Origin of the sequence: Mesorhizobium sp. dw_380 (assembly GCF_018588885.1) — a bacterium.
Classification (GTDB): Bacteria; Pseudomonadota; Alphaproteobacteria; order Rhizobiales; family Rhizobiaceae; genus Mesorhizobium.
The window spans coordinates 74,118-88,817 of record NZ_JAFFIW010000019.1 but is presented as its reverse complement, the minus strand read 5'-3'; the positions used below and the strand labels follow the sequence as shown (position 1 = coordinate 88,817).

The window sequence follows — 14,700 nt, the reverse complement described above, 5'->3', positions numbered from 1 at the left end:
GCCTAACTATACCTGCGGCTTGGCCATTGGCTTTAAACAGACCCGTTTGCGGAGACCGGATACATGGCTGACGACACCAGTATTTTCATCGGCGCCAGCCGCAAGCCCGACGACAGCTACCAGCGCTCCGAGCAGTTGCTGCTGCAATATGGGAATCGCCATGGCCTGGTGACTGGTGCCACCGGTACCGGCAAGACAGTCACCCTGCAGATCCTGGCCGAAGGTTTTTCGAATGCCGGCGTGCCGGTGTTCTGCGCCGACATCAAGGGCGACCTGTCGGGCATCGCCATGATGGGCACGGCTCAGGATTTCCTGGTCAAACGGGCCGCACAGGTCAAGCTCGACCCCTACGATTTCCAGGAATTCCCCGTCATCTTCTGGGACTTGTTCGGCGAGCAGGGCCATCCCATCCGTGCGACCATTTCGGAAATGGGACCGCTGCTCCTGTCGCGGCTGATGAACCTGACCGACGCGCAGGAAGGCATCATGAATATTGCCTTCCGCATCGCCGATGAAGAGGGCCTGTTGCTCCTCGACCTCAAGGACCTGCAGGCGCTGCTTGCCAATATCGCGGAACGTGCCGACGAGATCAGCGCCCGCTACGGCAATGTCACCAAACCATCGGTGGGCGCCATCCAGCGCACGCTGCTGGTGCTGGAGCAGCAGGGCGCGGCGAACTTCTTCGGCGAGCCGGCCTTGCGGATTTCCGACATCATGCGCACCACGCGTGACGGCCGCGGCGCCGTCAGCGTGCTGGCCGCCGACAAGCTGATGTTGAACCCGCGCCTCTACGCGACCTTCCTGCTTTGGCTGATGTCGGAGCTGTTCGAGGAACTGCCCGAGGTCGGCGATCCTGACAAGCCGAAGCTGGTGTTCTTCTTCGACGAGGCGCATCTGGTGTTTGACGAGGCGCCGAAAGTGCTGATCGACCGCGTCGAACAGGTGGTCCGCCTGATCCGCTCGAAAGGCGTTGGCGTCTATTTCGTCACGCAGAACCCCCTCGATATCCCTGAAAAGGTGCTGGCCCAGCTCGGCAACCGCGTCCAGCACGCGCTGCGCGCCTATACGCCGCGTGAGCAGCAGGCGGTAAGGACGGCGGCGGAGACGTTCCGTCCCAATCCCGATTTCGACTGCGCCACCACCATCACCCAGCTCGCCACCGGCGAGGCGCTGGTGTCGACACTGGAGGCCAAGGGCATTCCGTCCATGGTGCAGCGCACGCTGATCCGTCCGCCGTCCTCGCGCCTTGGGCCGATCGCGCCGGACGAGCGCCGCAAGCTGATCGCGGAAAGCCCTGTCGTCGGCCAGTACGACCAGGTCATCGATCGCGAATCGGCTTTCGAGATGCTGCAGAAGAAAGCCAAGGAGGCGCTGGACGCCGAAGCGCAGGCGCAGCAGGCCGGCCGCGGCGGCTCGCGCTGGACCATTCCGGGTTTCGGCAATGACGACCCCGCGCCGCAATCCGGCGGCCGGCGCGCGCCGGCGCCGCGCCCCTCCAATCGCCAGACCGTGACCGAGGCCGCGATCAAGTCGGTGGTCCGCTCGGTAGGCTCGTCGGTCGGACGCGCGATCGTGCGCGGGATCCTGGGCAGCTTGTCGCGGGGGCGGTAGCGGGCCTCGACGTGTCTAAAGCACCTTGAGCCGCTGCCGATAGGCTGCCTGCTTTGCGCGATTGCCGCAGAGTGCCATGCTGCACCATCTGCGAGCGCGACCGCGTGTGTGGTCGACGAACATCAGCGTGCACGCCGGTCCCTCGCATGCCTTGACGTCCGAGAAACTCTCCTCGCAGACGAATTTCGCGAGGGTCTCCCCGATCGGAAGAAGCAGCGATTCCGGCGACCGCCACCGCCGCAGCGCCCGCAATTTCAGGCCTGCGTCATGACTATTGTCGCCTGACACGATACGACCGAACTGTTCATCACGTTCGAGCAGCCGGTTAAGCGGCTCGAGAGCATCCAGATCTTCGGGGGCCAGCGGGTGCCCCTTGCGTTCCCTAACGAACCCTCTGAACCACTCTCGCAAGTTCCTGGCCTGGTCCGCCACCCTGTCGACTTCGCCGGGAAGAGCCTCCGTTCGAAGCCTTTCGAGCACCTTCGCAGGCACCAGTCCGGCCTGTTCCAGCCAACTCAGCAATCCCTCGCCGTCGTCGAGCCAGTCGACAGGGGTGTCGATCGTCGTTGCGATTGAATTCAGGAAATCCAGTCCAAGCGCATCGCCGACAAAGATCGCAGGTGGTTTCTGCATCAGAACTCCAATTTGGTCCCGGTGGCATCGGCTCCGAGCACACACACTCGTGGAGATAACCTCTCTGATGCTAGTTGACAAGTTACGGCTGGTCACGGTAATTCGTATGTAACCTCATTAAATGAATTATTGAGGTTACCAGTCGTCCCGACTGGACGAATGGAGATGGCTTAGGAGCACGTGAATATCTTGCGGCCCATGGCGCTCGGCACGATGGATTGAGCTGGGCAAAGGTCATCCTGGCCACTGGCGGCCAAGGGATTTAGGGCGATGTGCGTGCCATATCCGACGAGAAAAGAAGTAACCGCTAAACAGCCATCATGAAAGTTACATAAGGAGAGAGAAATGACCGTAATCACCATCGTAAGGTCGACGTGGACAGCGTTGGCGTCTTCTATCGCGAGGCCGGCGCGCCGGACGCTCCAAAGCTGTTGCTGCTTCACGGGTTTCCAAGCGCGAGCCATATGTTTCGGGATCTCATTCCCCTTCTGGCCGACCGCTTCCACATCATTGCTCCTGATCTGCCCGGATTCGGTCAGTCGGACATGCCGATGAGGAGCGACTTCGCCTATACGTTCGATGGTATTGCCGACATCATCGACCGCTTCACCGTCAAGGTCGGCTTCGACCGCTATGCCCTCTACGTGTTCGATTACGGTGCGCCGACCGGCTTTCGGCTCGCCATCAGGCACCCGGAGCGGATAGCGGCGATCATCTCCCAGAATGGCAATGCCTACGAAGAAGGCCTGAGCGACGGTTGGAATCCGATCCGCGCCTACTGGCACGAGCCGTCAGAAGCTAACAGGGAAGCCCTGCGCGCCCTGCTCAAGCCCGACGCGACGGCCTGGCAATACACGCATGGCGTTCCCGACGCGACGCGCGTTTCTCCTGATGGACACTCGCTCGACAATTTCTACCTGGCACGGCCCGGCTCCGGCGACGTGCAGCTCGATCTCTTTGGCGACTACAAGAGCAACCTCGCGCTCTACCCGACCTTCCAGGAATATTTCCGGACCCACAGGCCGCCCTTCCTGGCCGTGTGGGGGAAGAACGATCCGTTCTTTCTGCCTCCAGGCGCCGAGGCGTTCAAACGAGAGATTCCGGATGCGGTAGTGCGGTTCTTCGACACCGGCCATTTCGCGCTGGAGACCCATGTTGCCGAGATCGCCGCGGCCATTCGCGACTTTCTTCCGCGCTGACACCTCCAAGAGCGAGGAGGCCTGATGGTGGCCTGCTTTCGGGGGTCAAGGCGAGCAACATCTCGCCTTGACCCCCGCAGCTCAGAAAATCGCGTCCGTGACTGCCTTGACCGGTCCGAGCAGCACCGATCCCGCCGGCACGCCGGCATCGATCGGAATGGCCTTGTGGTTCGCCGTCGCTGCCGCCACCATCGGCTGGCTGGCGTCGCTGGTCACGACAACCGGGGTCTTGTTCGGGACGCGGTCGTAGAGGTCGATGATGTCCTGGTTCAGCAGACGCACGCAGCCGGACGATACCGACTTGCCGATCGAGCGCCATTCCGGCGAGCCGTGCAGGCGGTAGAGCGTGTCCACGCTGCCCTGGAAGAGATAGAGCGCGCGCGCGCCGAGCGGGTTCTTCAGGCCGCCGGGCATGCCGCCATTGTCGGCGCTGTATTGCTTCAACTCCGGCTGCCGGGTGATCATTTCGTCCGGCGGCGTCCATTTCGGCCATTTCTGCTTCCACTGGACGACAGCGTCGCCCGACCATTCGAAGCCGGCGCGGCCGAGACCGACGCCGTAGCGGATGGCCTGGCCGCCGGGGCGAACCAGATAGAGGAAATGGCCTGTCGTATCGACGATGATGGTTCCCGGCTTCTGCCCGGTCGGGTCGGGAACGATCTGGCGCAGGAACTGCGGATCGATCCTGTCGACGGGAATGGCCGGCAGATCGAAGCCTCCGTCGCTGACGGCCGCGTACATTGACGCATAGTCGGCAAGCGGCGGCTCGACATAGGCGGGTGGCGGCGGCTCGACCGGCCCCGGCCCGGTGGTGGCGCATGCGGAAACCGCGATCGAGGCAGCGCCCAATGCAGCGGCGTTGAGAAAGCCGCGACGGCTCAGGCGGTAGGATTCGATTTCGGTTGTGGACATGGCTGCCTTCTTTAAGACTCAAATCGCAACAAAGCGTCAATACGTCGACCGCCGTTGCAGGTGCCTGACAACACCTGGGGGCGATAGGCGGTTCCGATTCTGGCCCGAACGTGGACAAACAAAGGCGAAGCTGTGACTGCGCCGCGACTGTGGCGCCAGGGTCACAGGTGACGCTTAGGCGGTGACCAAAGCTTCGAGGGACGGGAGGATCAGGGCTGGCGGAAAGTCCCGGTACTCCTCGGGCTGGTTGGAGCGGTTGATCCACACCGTGCGGAAGCCGAATTTGGTGGCGCCCGCAATGTCCCAGCGATTGGAGGACTGGAACGAAACCGCGCCGGGATAGAGACGCCAGCCGGTGGCGACCATGTCGTAGACCGCCGGATCGGTCTTGAAGCGCCGCACCGCATCGACGGAGTAGACGTCGTCCAGAACCTGGTCGAGCGCGGCGGATTTGACCGCCGCTTCCAGCATTTCGGGCGAGCCGTTGGAGAGGATCGCCAGTCTCGCTCCCGAGGCTTTCAGGGCCTTCAGCACGGCCGGCACTTCCGGGTAGCAATCCAGCCGCCAGTAGGCTTCCAGCAACCTCGCCTTGAGGCTGTGATCGGCCGAGGGGACCTTGCGCAGGGCGAAATCGAGCGCCTGTTCGGTCAACTGCCAGAAATCGGCATAGGCGCCCATCAGCGTGCGCACCCAGGAGTATTCGAGCTGCTTGGCGCGCCAGATTTCGGACAGCAACTGGCCGTCGGGCCCGATCTGATCGGCATGCCGGCGCACCGCGGCATGCACGTCGAACAATGTGCCGTAGGCGTCGAAAACATAGGCAGCGTATTGCATGGGACAGTTTTGAGGCGAGGCGGGGCAAGGTGCAAGCCTTGATTGCGGCGTGCCTGTCGCTGGCCTCAACAAAACTCCTTGATGCCGGTTGACGGCGCCGGCCAAAGCATCATCCAATGTTGTCACACAAGATTGATCGGAACGGGATAAGGCGATGACACTGGCGGCAACGGCGCAATCCGCGACATGGACTTTCGTCGACGGGGATTGGTACGAAGGCAATGTCGCCATTCTCGGGCCGCGCAGCCATGCCATGTGGCTTGGCACCAGCGTGTTCGACGGGGCTCGCTGGTTCGAGGGTGTGGCGCCCGATCTCGACCTCCATGCCAGGCGGGTAAACGCCTCGGCGATCGCGCTCGGCCTCAAGCCGAACATGACATCCGAACAGATCGTCGGCCTGACCTGGGACGGATTGAAGAAATTCGACGGCAAGACGGCGGTCTACATCAGGCCGATGTATTGGGCCGAGCATGGCGGCTACATGGGCGTGCCGGCCGATCCGGCATCGACCCGTTTCTGCCTCTGCCTTTACGAGTCTCCGATGATCCCGCCGAGCGGCTTTTCGGTGACCGTCTCACCGTTCCGGCGCCCGACAATCGAAACCATGCCGACCAACGCCAAGGCCGGCTGCCTTTACCCCAACAACGGTCGTGCCATCCTTGAAGCCAAGATGCGCGGCTTTGACAATGCAATGGTGCTCGACATGCTGGGCAACGTCGCCGAGACCGGCACTTCGAACATCTTCCTGGTCAAGGACGGTCATGTCTTTACGCCGGCGCCGAATGGCACCTTCTTGTCCGGAATTACCCGCTCGCGCACGATAACACTGCTTGGCGAGTACGGCTTCAAGACCACCGAAAAGACGTTGTCCGTGCGGGAGTTCCTCGAAGCGGACGAAATTTTCTCGACCGGCAACCATTCCAAGGTGGTGCCGATCACACGTATCGAGGATCGCAACCTGCAACCCGGGCCGGTGGCCAAGAAGGCGCGCGAACTCTATTGGGACTGGGCGCATTCGACGACAACTGGCTAGGGCCTCCGGCCGGTCTTTTTGTCGCTGCCCGGTTCGTTGCCGGAAAACCGTGTGACAGTTTTCCGGAACCCGCCTAGAAAGGGAACCGACGCTCATTTCCGGAGTTGTTCCAGCTCAATCCAGACCTATGTTAATCCGGTATCCACACCGGATTTTTTCCACGAGGGAGTACTACCCATGGCTTTTGAATTGCCCGCTCTGCCCTACGACTATGAGGCCCTGCAGCCCTACATGTCGAAGGAGACGCTGGAGTATCACCACGACAAGCACCACAAGGCGTATGTCGACAACGGCAACAAGCTGGCCACGGAAGCCGGCATGGGCGACCTGTCGGTCGAAGAGGTGGTCAAGCAGTCGTTCGGCAAAAATGCCGGTCTCTTCAACAATGCCGCGCAGCACTACAACCACATTCATTTCTGGAAGTGGATGAAGAAGGGCGGCGGCGGCAACAAGCTCCCTGGCGCGCTGCAGAAGGCGGTCGACAGCGATCTTGGCGGCTACGACAAGTTCAAGGCCGATTTCATCGCCGCTGGCACGACGCAGTTCGGTTCGGGCTGGGCCTGGGTGTCGGTCAAGGACGGCAAGCTGGCGATCTCGAAGACCCCGAACGGCGAAAACCCGCTCGTTCATGGCGCCACGCCGATCCTCGGCGTCGACGTCTGGGAGCACTCCTATTACATCGACTACCGCAACGCGCGGCCGAAATATCTCGAGGCCTTCGTCGACAGCCTGATCAACTGGGATCATGTCCTGGAACTATACGAAAAGGCGAAGTGATCGATCCGTTAGAAAAGCCCCGGCATCCCGGGGCTTTTCTTTTTCTGCCTCGGGGTCGCGCAGCGGCAAAGGTCCGGCAAAAATCGCCCAGGAGAAGGGAATATTTCCCCCACCGCATCCGTTAACGCCCTGTCCCGAATGCCTTCATCATGGAGCCAATTGAATGAGAAAGCTTGTCATCGCCATCTCTATGCTCGCGCTCGCCGGCTCGGCCGCCTTCGCCGACCCGATCCTCGACCGCCAGGCTCTGATGAAGGAGCGCGGAAAGATCGTCGGTGGCCTGTCCAAAGTGGTCAAGGGTGAGGAGCCCTTTGATGCCGCTGCCGTGCTGACGCAGTTACAGGCGCTGCAGGCGAATGCCGAGAAGCTCGATGTCGACGCGTTGTTCCCGAAGGGCAGCGATGCCGGCGACACCACGGCGGGACCGAAAATCTGGGAAGACATGGCCGGCTTCAAGTCCGTCGAAGACAAATATCTCGCCCACGTCAAGGCTGCGACCGCAGCCGCTCCCGCCGATGTTGACGCGCTGAAGGTGCAGATCAACACCCTCGGTGGCGATTGCGGCACCTGCCATCAGACCTTCAGGATCAAGAAAGGCTGATTTCAGCCATGGCATGGCTGAAGCGGCTTGTCGGCGCGGCCCTCGTTCTGGGTTGCGCCGGCGCGGCTGCCGGTTGGCCGCTGTCGGCACCCGTCAGGCTTGACGCGGCGGCCCTGACGCAACTCGGACCAGGCGATGCGGCCAAGGGCAAGCGCATTTTCTACGCCGGCGGCTGCACCTCCTGCCACGCGAAGCCGGGTTCACAGGGCGATGCGCGGCTTCAACTGGTGGGTGGTCTTGAACTCAAGACACCGTTCGGCACCTTCGTTCCGCCCAATATTTCACAAGATCCCAAGGACGGCATCGGCGGATGGTCGGTCGAAGATCTCGCCAACGCCATGCTGAAGGGCGTGTCGCCCTCGGGCGAGCATTTCTATCCAGCGTTCCCCTACGCCTCCTACGCGCGCATGAAGCCATCGGACATTGCCGATCTCTACGCCTACCTGAAGACGCTGCCGGCGGTCGCCGGCAAGGCGCCGGGCAATTCGCTGGCCTTCCCGTTCACCATCCGCCGCGGCATTGGCCTGTGGAAGCTCCTCTATCTCAGCAATCAGCCTGTCATCCCCTTGCCCGATGGCACGCCCGATCCGGTGGTGGCCGGCCGCTATCTGGTCGAAGGACCGGGCCATTGCGGCGAGTGCCACACGCCGCGCGATTTCGCGGGCGGGATAAAGAAGGGCGAATGGCTGGCGGGTGCCGTGGCCGCCGAGGGCTCGGGCGTCGTGTCGAACATCACCTCGGGCGAGGGGGGTATCGGCCGCTGGTCCGCCGCCGACATCGCCAACTATCTCGAGACGGGGTTCACACCGGATTTCGATTCCGTCGGCGGCACGATGGTTGACGTGCAACGCAACATGGCGCAACTGACGCCTGAGGATAGGGCCGCGATTGCTGCCTATCTCAAGGCTGTACCGCCGCATCCAAACGGCTATCCGGCGCGCAAGAAGACCGTCAATTGACGCATGCCCGCCCCAGGGTTGGTACCATAAAACAAGACCTTGAAGCACGGCGGCGGAAACCGTCGAGCGGCTACGCGCTTCAGCCGTCGGATGACGGATGGCGGTCACCCAGGAAATCGAAGCCTGCCTCGAAGAAATGGTTGTAGTTGCAGGTTAGCTCCTCGCCGGGCGCGATGTCGCGCAAGGCGTAGGTTTCCTCGGGCGACGAGACATCGCAATTCGGCTCGTCGTCATGGTTCATGTAGCGGGCGTCGTCGGCTTCGAAGACGATATAGGCCGGGTCGCGCCGGTCGGGGTAGGAATAGCGGTCGAGATAATTCTTCACCGGTCCGGTCTCGCCCTCATAGGTCTCGACGTCGATGATCCGGTCGAACCGGGGGTCGAGCTTCCAGATCAGCGTGCCCTTGGGAATGTGGTTCTTGGCAAAGACGCCGATGCCCTGGATCGGCGATTTGTCGAGATAGACGTCGACGAGCAGCATTTTGGATCCTGTGCAAGTGTGGGCGTCATGGCCCAGGAAAATCGTGCTTTGGTTAGCGCGAGAACGCTGTGATTGCGAGCGGAAATGAGCAATGGAGAATTCAAAAAATCATGGTCACCGAACCCCAAAAGTGAACATGCTGTTCGAAGCCCTCAGCGTTGCTGCAGCGCCAGGCGGACCCCCAGGGCGCAGTAGATGCCTCCGACAACCTTGCCCTGCCATTTCAGCATTGTCGGATTTCGGCGCAGGAAAGAACCGAGGCGACCCGCGCTCACGGCAAAGACGACCGTGCTGAAAAGCCCCAGCATGACGAAGACAATTCCCAACACGGCCAATTGAAGCATCACCGCTCCGTTTTCGGGTCGCACGAACTGAGGCAGGAATGCCAGGAAAAACAGCGCCGTCTTGGGGTTGAGCACCTCGGTCAGGACGGCCTGTCGAAATGCCTTGCCGGCGGGGATGGCGAGCGCGCCGGCAGTCGGGTCGACCGGCGCTTTTTCGATGATCGCGCGAATGCCGAGGTAAACGAGATAGGCCGCACCGATGTACTTTACGATGCTGAACAGCATAGCCGACGCGGCGATGATCGCCGAGATGCCGAAAATCGCCATGCCGGTGTGAAACATGTCGCCGGCCGCGATCCCGGCACCGGTCGCTATACCGACCTTCGTTCCCGAACTCGTTGCCCGGGCGATCGTCAACAGTGTCGCCGGACCCGGAATAAAGACAAAGCCGACTACGACGGCGACATAGGCAATCAACGTGGACAGATCGATCATCGGAGCGTTTCCTCTATAGACTGCGCCTTGCCCGTTACCTTCAGCGCAAAGGAATAGGTATAGGCGATCTCTTCCAGGCGTGAGAACCGGCCGGACGCACCGGCATGGCCGGAATCCATATTGATCTTGAACAGCACCGGATTGTCGCCGCTCTTGCGGTCGCGCAGCCTCGCCACCCATTTGGCCGGCTCCCAATAGGTGACACGTGGGTCGGTGAGGCCGGCAAGCGCCAGGATCGGCGGGTAGTCGAGTGCCGCAACATTGTCGTAGGGCGAGTAGGCGGCGATCGTCCGGTAGTCGTCGGCGGACGCGATCGGGTTGCCCCATTCCGGCCATTCCGGCGGCGTCAGCGGCAAGGTGGCGTCGAGCATGGTGGTGAGCACGTCGACGAAGGGCACCTCGGCGACGATGCCGGCGAAGCAGTCCGGCGCCATGTTGGCGACGGCGCCCATCAGCATGCCGCCGGCCGAGCCGCCTTGCGCGACCATGCGGTCATGCGACGTATAGCGCTCGGCAACCAGGTGGCGCGAACAGGCGATGAAATCCGTAAAGGTGTTCATCTTGTGCGCCCGCTTGCCGTCATCGTACCAGCCATAGCCCTTGTCCTTGCCGCCGCGGACGTGGGCAATGGCAAAGACGAACCCGCGGTCGACCAGCGAGAACCAGTTGGTGTTGAACGCGGCCGGCACGGTGATGCCGTAGGAGCCGTAACCGTAGAGCAGGCAAGGGGCCGATCCATCCAGCGGCGTGTCGCGGTGGTGCAGAAGCGAGATCGGCACCAGTTCGCCATCGGCGGCGGGCGCCATCAGGCGCCTTGTGACATAATGTTCAGGGTCGTGCCCGGACGGCACTTCCTGGGTCTTCAGCAACGCGCGCTCGCGGGTGCGCATGTTGTAGTCGAACACTTGCGACGGCGTCGTCATCGACGAATAGGAAAAGCGCATCATTTCGGTATCGTATTCATAGGACCCCGAAAGGCCGAGAGAGAAGGCCTCCTCGTCGAAGGAAATCAGGTGCTCCTCGCCATTGGCGCGATCGCGCACGACGATGCGCGGCAGGCCCTCCTTGCGCTCGAGCCGGACCATATGGTCCTTGAAGCCGATCACCGACAGGATCAGCCGGCCCGGCTCATGCGGCACCAGTTCCTGCCAGTTGGCTCGGACAGGATCGTTGGCCGGCGCCGTCATGATCTTGAAGTCCTTCGCACCGTCCGCATTGGTCAGGATGAAGAAGATGTCGCCGCCTTCCTCCAGTTCATATTGAAGACCGGTCTCACGCGGCGAAACCAGCTTGGGCTCGGCGAAAGGATCGCTGGCGCTCAACAAGCGATATTCCGAGGTCTCGTGATCGTTGATGCCGATCATGATCCATTCATTGTCGCGGGTGCCGTCGACATCCATGAAAAAGCCGGGGTCGGTTTCCTCATAGATCAGGCGGTCGTTTTCCGGCTCTTGTCCAAGCGCGTGGAACAGCACTTTCGATGGCCGGTGGTTGGGGTCGAGACGCGTATAGAAGAACCCGTCATTGCCCGCGTCCCACACGCCCGAACCGCCGGTGGCGTGTACCCGGTCCGCCAGTTCCTTGCCATCGGCAAGGTCGCGTACCCGTAGTGTGTAGAATTCAGACCCCTTGTCGTCGAATGCCCACAAGAGCTTGCGATGATCGGCCGAATGATCGACGCCGCCCAGCCGGAAATAGGCCTTGCCCTCGGCTTCGGCGTCACCGTCGAGCACGATCTGCTCGGTCCCGCCGTCGCGCGGCATGCGGAAATAGCGCGGCTGTTCGCCACCGAGCTTGAACGAGGAACCATAGGCATAGGGCCCGTCCTTCATCGGCACGGAAGCATCGTCTTCCTTGATTCGGCCCTTCATCTCCTTGAAAAGCTGCTTTCGCAGGTCTGATGTGTCGGCCATCAACTTCGACTGGTAGGCATTCTCGGCTTCGAGTTCGGCGCGGATGCTGGCGTCGAGCAGGGAAGGATCCCGGAACATTTCCTGCCAGTTGTCGGCCCGCAGCCAGGCATAGTCATCGGTTCGTGTGATGCCGTGATGCGTGTCGGTAACCGGCCGCTTCTCGGGTGTTGGCGGGTTGATGATCGGAAATGCGGAAGTCTTGGTCATTGCGTCTCGCTTGGGAATATCTTGAATGGGCAGTGAATACGCCGATCAGGGTGGGTTTAAGTGCCGCAGCCTGGAGATGGTGTCGGCTCCATGAGATGAGCGGGAGGAAGATGATGACTATTCAATCTCGGATTATTGCGACTTTCGCCGTTCTTCGCTAACTCTGGTCTTTGCCGGCCAGTCTCATGCGACCGTATTCGCGGCTTGGCAAGTGGCCAATGTGCCGTTCGGCGATACGCTCAACGTGCGCAAATATCCGTCGGGCACATCCCAGAAGCAGGCCGCATACCCGAACGGGACCGTCCTGCAGATGACCGGACGGTGCACCGGCAACATAAACCTGCTCGACATCGCCAATCAGCCGGTATGGAAGCGACAGCAGACGGTTCGCTATCGCTGGTGTGAGATCTGGCACGATCCGGCCAAGGACGGCACCTTCGTCACCGGCCGGGCCTATGGCAAGTACATCACCCCGTATTGATCGACTGCCATCGATTGGTCCTGAGGCGGTCGGCCCACGGGCATGTTTCCTGGTTGTGTGCGAGAAAAAGACGAGCAGCAACCTGTGGTTTTGTGGACAGATCTGAACAACCAAGATTGTTGGCGCGACGGAAGAAGCAAACCAGAGCATTGAAACCTGCTTTGTGAGTTTTTCCGAATGTAACGATGAGCTGACGTAACGTCGGCTTTCGCCGGTTTGGCGGCCGAAACATCGGAAAATTACATGATGCACGAAAGATTGAAGCTGATCCGCGAATAGTTGATCAACATCCTTAAATATAATGCAGGGAGTGAATTGACTTACTTGCTCTCCGGACGCATTGATGTGCCCGCGATACGAATCGCAGGAACTCTACCTGCACAAAATTCGTGCGATGCCCTGCCTGTTAAAAGGGCGCAGATCGACTTAACTCTTGTTGGGGCCTGAAGACCATGGATATTGTCGAAACACCTTCCAGAAACAACGACGCGCTGATCGAGCTGACCGCCGATGTGGTGGCCGCCTATGTCAGCAACAATCCGGTGCCGGTAGGCGAACTGCCGAACCTGATATCAGATGTCCATGCCGCTCTCGGGCGTGTGGGCGGAACCGCCGAACAGCCCCCTGCCGACAAGCAGAAGCCGGCTGTCAACCCGAAGCGCTCGGTTCATGACGACTACATTGTCTGTCTTGAAGACGGCAAGAAATTCAAGTCGCTCAAGCGTCACCTGATGACCCACTATGACCTGACGCCGGACCAGTATCGCGAAAAGTGGAATCTCGACCCGAGCTATCCGATGGTTGCGCCGAACTATGCCGCGGCCCGTTCGCAGCTCGCCAAGAAGATGGGCCTTGGCCGCAAGCGCAAGGGGCGGTAGTTCGCTGTCTTGTCAGGTCGAACCGACATCAGCGGCGCCTTCGGGCGCCGTTTGATTTTGTAGACGGGCACAGGGCGGTTGGCTGCCCGGAGGGCGTCAGGCGGTCTGCTCGATCGCCATTTCGGCATCTCGCTTGATGCGCTTGACCATCGAGCGAAGACCATTGGCGCGCTGCGGCGACAGGTGTTCGTCCAGGCCGAGTGCCTTCAGCGTCGCTTCCGCATCGGTCTTCTGGATTTCGTTGGCGGTCCGCCCGGAAAACAGCGCCAGCATGATCGCGACCAGCCCGCGCACGATATGGGCGTCCGAATCGCCCCTGAACGTGATGACCGGATCGCTGCCCGCTCCCCGTTCGGTGGTCAGCCAGACCTGGCTGACGCAACCCGGCACCTTGTTGGCTGCATTGCGCTCCTCATCGGGAAATGGAGGCAGCGCTTCGCCGAGTTCGATGACGTAACGATAGCGGTCTTCCCATTCCTCCAGGAAGGAGAAGTCATCGCGGATGGTCTGGATCGTGGTCGTCATGACCTGCATATAGTCACGCAGCGGCGCCGCGTCACGGAAAAAACAAGGACACCGCGGGCGTCGAGAGGGCAGACAGCCCGCGGTGTGCCGTCGAGACGGCTTAATTCTCTATCGGCAGGTTGACGGTCTCGGGCAGGACGATCTCTTCCGGCACGCTGGCCGTCATTGTCGAGGTGTCGAGCCCGGCGGACTTGTCGTTCAGCATGGCGGCCGCGATTCTAGCGGTCTCCTTGGCGCGCGCGGTGATGGTGTACATCGCCGACTTGCCGGTTTCACAGACATCGGGCTTGCGCTCGCAAATGCCGGCAATGTCACCCACCGCGTCGCGTGCCGCGAACAAGGCCTGGATCGGCCCGACGCTTTCTTGTCCCGGCTCGTCGGAACTGACGCCCAGCGGCAGTGCCAGCAGCACCAGTGAAAACCAGAAAGCCATTCTTATCAGAAAGAACATGCCTTGCCTCTCGTCGTGATCGGATCATGCATCACATGGCATGACCTCTTTTATGGGCAGGATATTGGCACACAGGCACAAAGGACGGCTTGCAAGCAAAGTGCGAATTTTCCTCAAATTTTAGGCAAATTCGAAACGAAGCGTTTTGCGGTGGATTTGTTTCATATCGGGACGATTTTCTTTACCCCGGGATAACCATCTATCTGTTTGTTCCCATTGCAGTTTCCTGGATTCTAGGCGGTTTTCTCCTCGCCCCTGGTCCGCTGAAGACAGGCGTTCCCGGATAACCCTCCATTTACTATGGCGGCATTTGCCCGGGTTTTCGGCCGCTGCCATCCCGATATTTGCCGCAGGCTGGGCCTTGGTCGGCCGTGCCTTATCCATTCCTTAAACGCTGGATGCGAGTTTCAGAGCCAATCAAAACAA

At 61.0% G+C, this 14,700-nt stretch carries 16 protein-coding genes; 8 read left to right on the top strand and 8 right to left on the bottom strand.

The window, feature by feature from the left end; translation table 11 throughout:
• Nucleotides 1-63 precede the first annotated feature (63 nt).
• On the top strand, nt 64-1,611 hold the full coding sequence (locus tag JT360_RS19270) for a helicase HerA-like C-terminal domain-containing protein (RefSeq protein WP_214473328.1): 1,548 nt from the start codon (nt 64-66) through the stop codon (nt 1,609-1,611).
• Nucleotides 1,612-1,626: 15 nt separating this feature from the next.
• On the opposite strand, the gene JT360_RS19265 is transcribed toward JT360_RS19270, so the two are convergent.
• A complete protein-coding gene (locus tag JT360_RS19265; protein WP_214473327.1) occupies nt 1,627-2,244 on the bottom strand; it encodes a CGNR zinc finger domain-containing protein in 618 nt (205 codons plus the stop codon).
• Between the two features lie 374 nt (nt 2,245-2,618).
• Here JT360_RS19265 and JT360_RS19260 point away from each other — a divergent pair, with 374 nt between their 5' ends.
• Nucleotides 2,619-3,443 (top strand): alpha/beta fold hydrolase, encoded by an 825-nt coding sequence (locus JT360_RS19260; RefSeq protein ID WP_214473326.1) that lies wholly within the window; start codon nt 2,619-2,621, stop codon nt 3,441-3,443.
• Between the two features lie 81 nt (nt 3,444-3,524).
• On the opposite strand, the gene JT360_RS19255 is transcribed toward JT360_RS19260, so the two are convergent.
• Complete coding sequence (locus JT360_RS19255) at nt 3,525-4,355, bottom strand: L,D-transpeptidase (protein ID WP_214473325.1); 831 nt, start codon at nt 4,353-4,355, stop codon at nt 3,525-3,527.
• A 174-nt stretch (nt 4,356-4,529) separates the two neighbouring features.
• Nucleotides 4,530-5,189: a haloacid dehalogenase type II gene (locus JT360_RS19250; RefSeq protein ID WP_214473324.1), complete on the bottom strand. Its 660-nt coding sequence runs from the start codon at nt 5,187-5,189 to the stop codon at nt 4,530-4,532.
• Between the two features lie 154 nt (nt 5,190-5,343).
• On the opposite strand from JT360_RS19250, the gene JT360_RS19245 reads away from it, so the two are divergent.
• From JT360_RS19245 to JT360_RS19230, 4 genes are all read left to right on the top strand, one after another.
• Complete coding sequence (locus tag JT360_RS19245; protein WP_214473323.1) at nt 5,344-6,222, top strand: branched-chain amino acid aminotransferase; 879 nt, start codon at nt 5,344-5,346, stop codon at nt 6,220-6,222.
• 177 nt (nt 6,223-6,399) lie between these two features.
• Nucleotides 6,400-6,999: a superoxide dismutase gene (locus tag JT360_RS19240; protein ID WP_214473322.1), complete on the top strand. Its 600-nt coding sequence runs from the start codon at nt 6,400-6,402 to the stop codon at nt 6,997-6,999.
• A gap of 163 nt (nt 7,000-7,162) precedes the next feature.
• Nucleotides 7,163-7,600, top strand: coding sequence for a c-type cytochrome (locus tag JT360_RS19235; protein ID WP_214473321.1), 438 nt, complete (start codon nt 7,163-7,165; stop codon nt 7,598-7,600).
• Nucleotides 7,601-7,608: 8 nt separating this feature from the next.
• Nucleotides 7,609-8,559, top strand: coding sequence for a cytochrome c (locus tag JT360_RS19230; RefSeq protein WP_214473320.1), 951 nt, complete (start codon nt 7,609-7,611; stop codon nt 8,557-8,559).
• Nucleotides 8,560-8,638: 79 nt separating this feature from the next.
• Here the strand turns inward: JT360_RS19230 and JT360_RS19225 are convergent, their stop codons facing one another.
• The 3 genes from JT360_RS19225 to JT360_RS19215 form a co-directional block, all read right to left on the bottom strand.
• Nucleotides 8,639-9,040 carry an SET domain-containing protein gene (locus tag JT360_RS19225; RefSeq protein WP_214473319.1) on the bottom strand — a complete coding sequence of 134 codons (402 nt, stop codon included), beginning with the start codon at nt 9,038-9,040 and terminating at the stop codon, nt 8,639-8,641.
• A gap of 152 nt (nt 9,041-9,192) precedes the next feature.
• Nucleotides 9,193-9,819: a LysE family translocator gene (locus tag JT360_RS19220; protein WP_214473318.1), complete on the bottom strand. Its 627-nt coding sequence runs from the start codon at nt 9,817-9,819 to the stop codon at nt 9,193-9,195.
• A complete protein-coding gene (locus tag JT360_RS19215; RefSeq protein WP_214473317.1) occupies nt 9,816-11,939 on the bottom strand; it encodes a S9 family peptidase in 2,124 nt (707 codons plus the stop codon). Before JT360_RS19215 ends, JT360_RS19220 begins: the two co-directional genes overlap by 4 nt.
• A 211-nt stretch (nt 11,940-12,150) precedes the next feature.
• Here JT360_RS19215 and JT360_RS19210 point away from each other — a divergent pair, with 211 nt between their 5' ends.
• Nucleotides 12,151-12,420 carry an SH3 domain-containing protein gene (locus tag JT360_RS19210; RefSeq protein WP_250888911.1) on the top strand — a complete coding sequence of 90 codons (270 nt, stop codon included), beginning with the start codon at nt 12,151-12,153 and terminating at the stop codon, nt 12,418-12,420.
• A 452-nt stretch (nt 12,421-12,872) separates the two neighbouring features.
• The gene (locus JT360_RS19205; protein WP_214473316.1) at nt 12,873-13,298 is read left to right on the top strand and encodes a Ros/MucR family transcriptional regulator; all 426 of its coding nucleotides are present in this window, start codon (nt 12,873-12,875) and stop codon (nt 13,296-13,298) included.
• A gap of 96 nt (nt 13,299-13,394) precedes the next feature.
• On the opposite strand, the gene JT360_RS19200 is transcribed toward JT360_RS19205, so the two are convergent.
• Entirely contained in the window at nt 13,395-13,823 is a 429-nt protein-coding gene (locus JT360_RS19200) for a SufE family protein (protein ID WP_214473315.1), read from the bottom strand.
• A gap of 100 nt (nt 13,824-13,923) precedes the next feature.
• Complete coding sequence (locus JT360_RS19195; RefSeq protein ID WP_214473314.1) at nt 13,924-14,274, bottom strand: DUF5330 domain-containing protein; 351 nt, start codon at nt 14,272-14,274, stop codon at nt 13,924-13,926.
• Between the last annotated feature and the right edge of the window lie 426 nt (nt 14,275-14,700).

Coding starts and splice junctions, on each gene's coding strand:
- JT360_RS19235 (WP_214473321.1), top strand. CDS start 7,163: ATGAGAAAGCTTGTCATCGCCATCTCTATGCTCGCGCTCGCCGGCTCG.
- JT360_RS19265 (WP_214473327.1), bottom strand. CDS start 2,244: ATGCAGAAACCACCTGCGATCTTTGTCGGCGATGCGCTTGGACTGGAT.
- JT360_RS19215 (WP_214473317.1), bottom strand. CDS start 11,939: ATGACCAAGACTTCCGCATTTCCGATCATCAACCCGCCAACACCCGAG.
- JT360_RS19255 (WP_214473325.1), bottom strand. CDS start 4,355: ATGTCCACAACCGAAATCGAATCCTACCGCCTGAGCCGTCGCGGCTTT.
- JT360_RS19240 (WP_214473322.1), top strand. CDS start 6,400: ATGGCTTTTGAATTGCCCGCTCTGCCCTACGACTATGAGGCCCTGCAG.
- JT360_RS19220 (WP_214473318.1), bottom strand. CDS start 9,819: ATGATCGATCTGTCCACGTTGATTGCCTATGTCGCCGTCGTAGTCGGC.
- JT360_RS19205 (WP_214473316.1), top strand. CDS start 12,873: ATGGATATTGTCGAAACACCTTCCAGAAACAACGACGCGCTGATCGAG.
- JT360_RS19250 (WP_214473324.1), bottom strand. CDS start 5,189: ATGCAATACGCTGCCTATGTTTTCGACGCCTACGGCACATTGTTCGAC.
- JT360_RS19195 (WP_214473314.1), bottom strand. CDS start 14,274: ATGTTCTTTCTGATAAGAATGGCTTTCTGGTTTTCACTGGTGCTGCTG.
- JT360_RS19225 (WP_214473319.1), bottom strand. CDS start 9,040: ATGCTGCTCGTCGACGTCTATCTCGACAAATCGCCGATCCAGGGCATC.
- JT360_RS19200 (WP_214473315.1), bottom strand. CDS start 13,823: ATGACGACCACGATCCAGACCATCCGCGATGACTTCTCCTTCCTGGAG.
- JT360_RS19245 (WP_214473323.1), top strand. CDS start 5,344: ATGACACTGGCGGCAACGGCGCAATCCGCGACATGGACTTTCGTCGAC.
- JT360_RS19230 (WP_214473320.1), top strand. CDS start 7,609: ATGGCATGGCTGAAGCGGCTTGTCGGCGCGGCCCTCGTTCTGGGTTGC.
- JT360_RS19270 (WP_214473328.1), top strand. CDS start 64: ATGGCTGACGACACCAGTATTTTCATCGGCGCCAGCCGCAAGCCCGAC.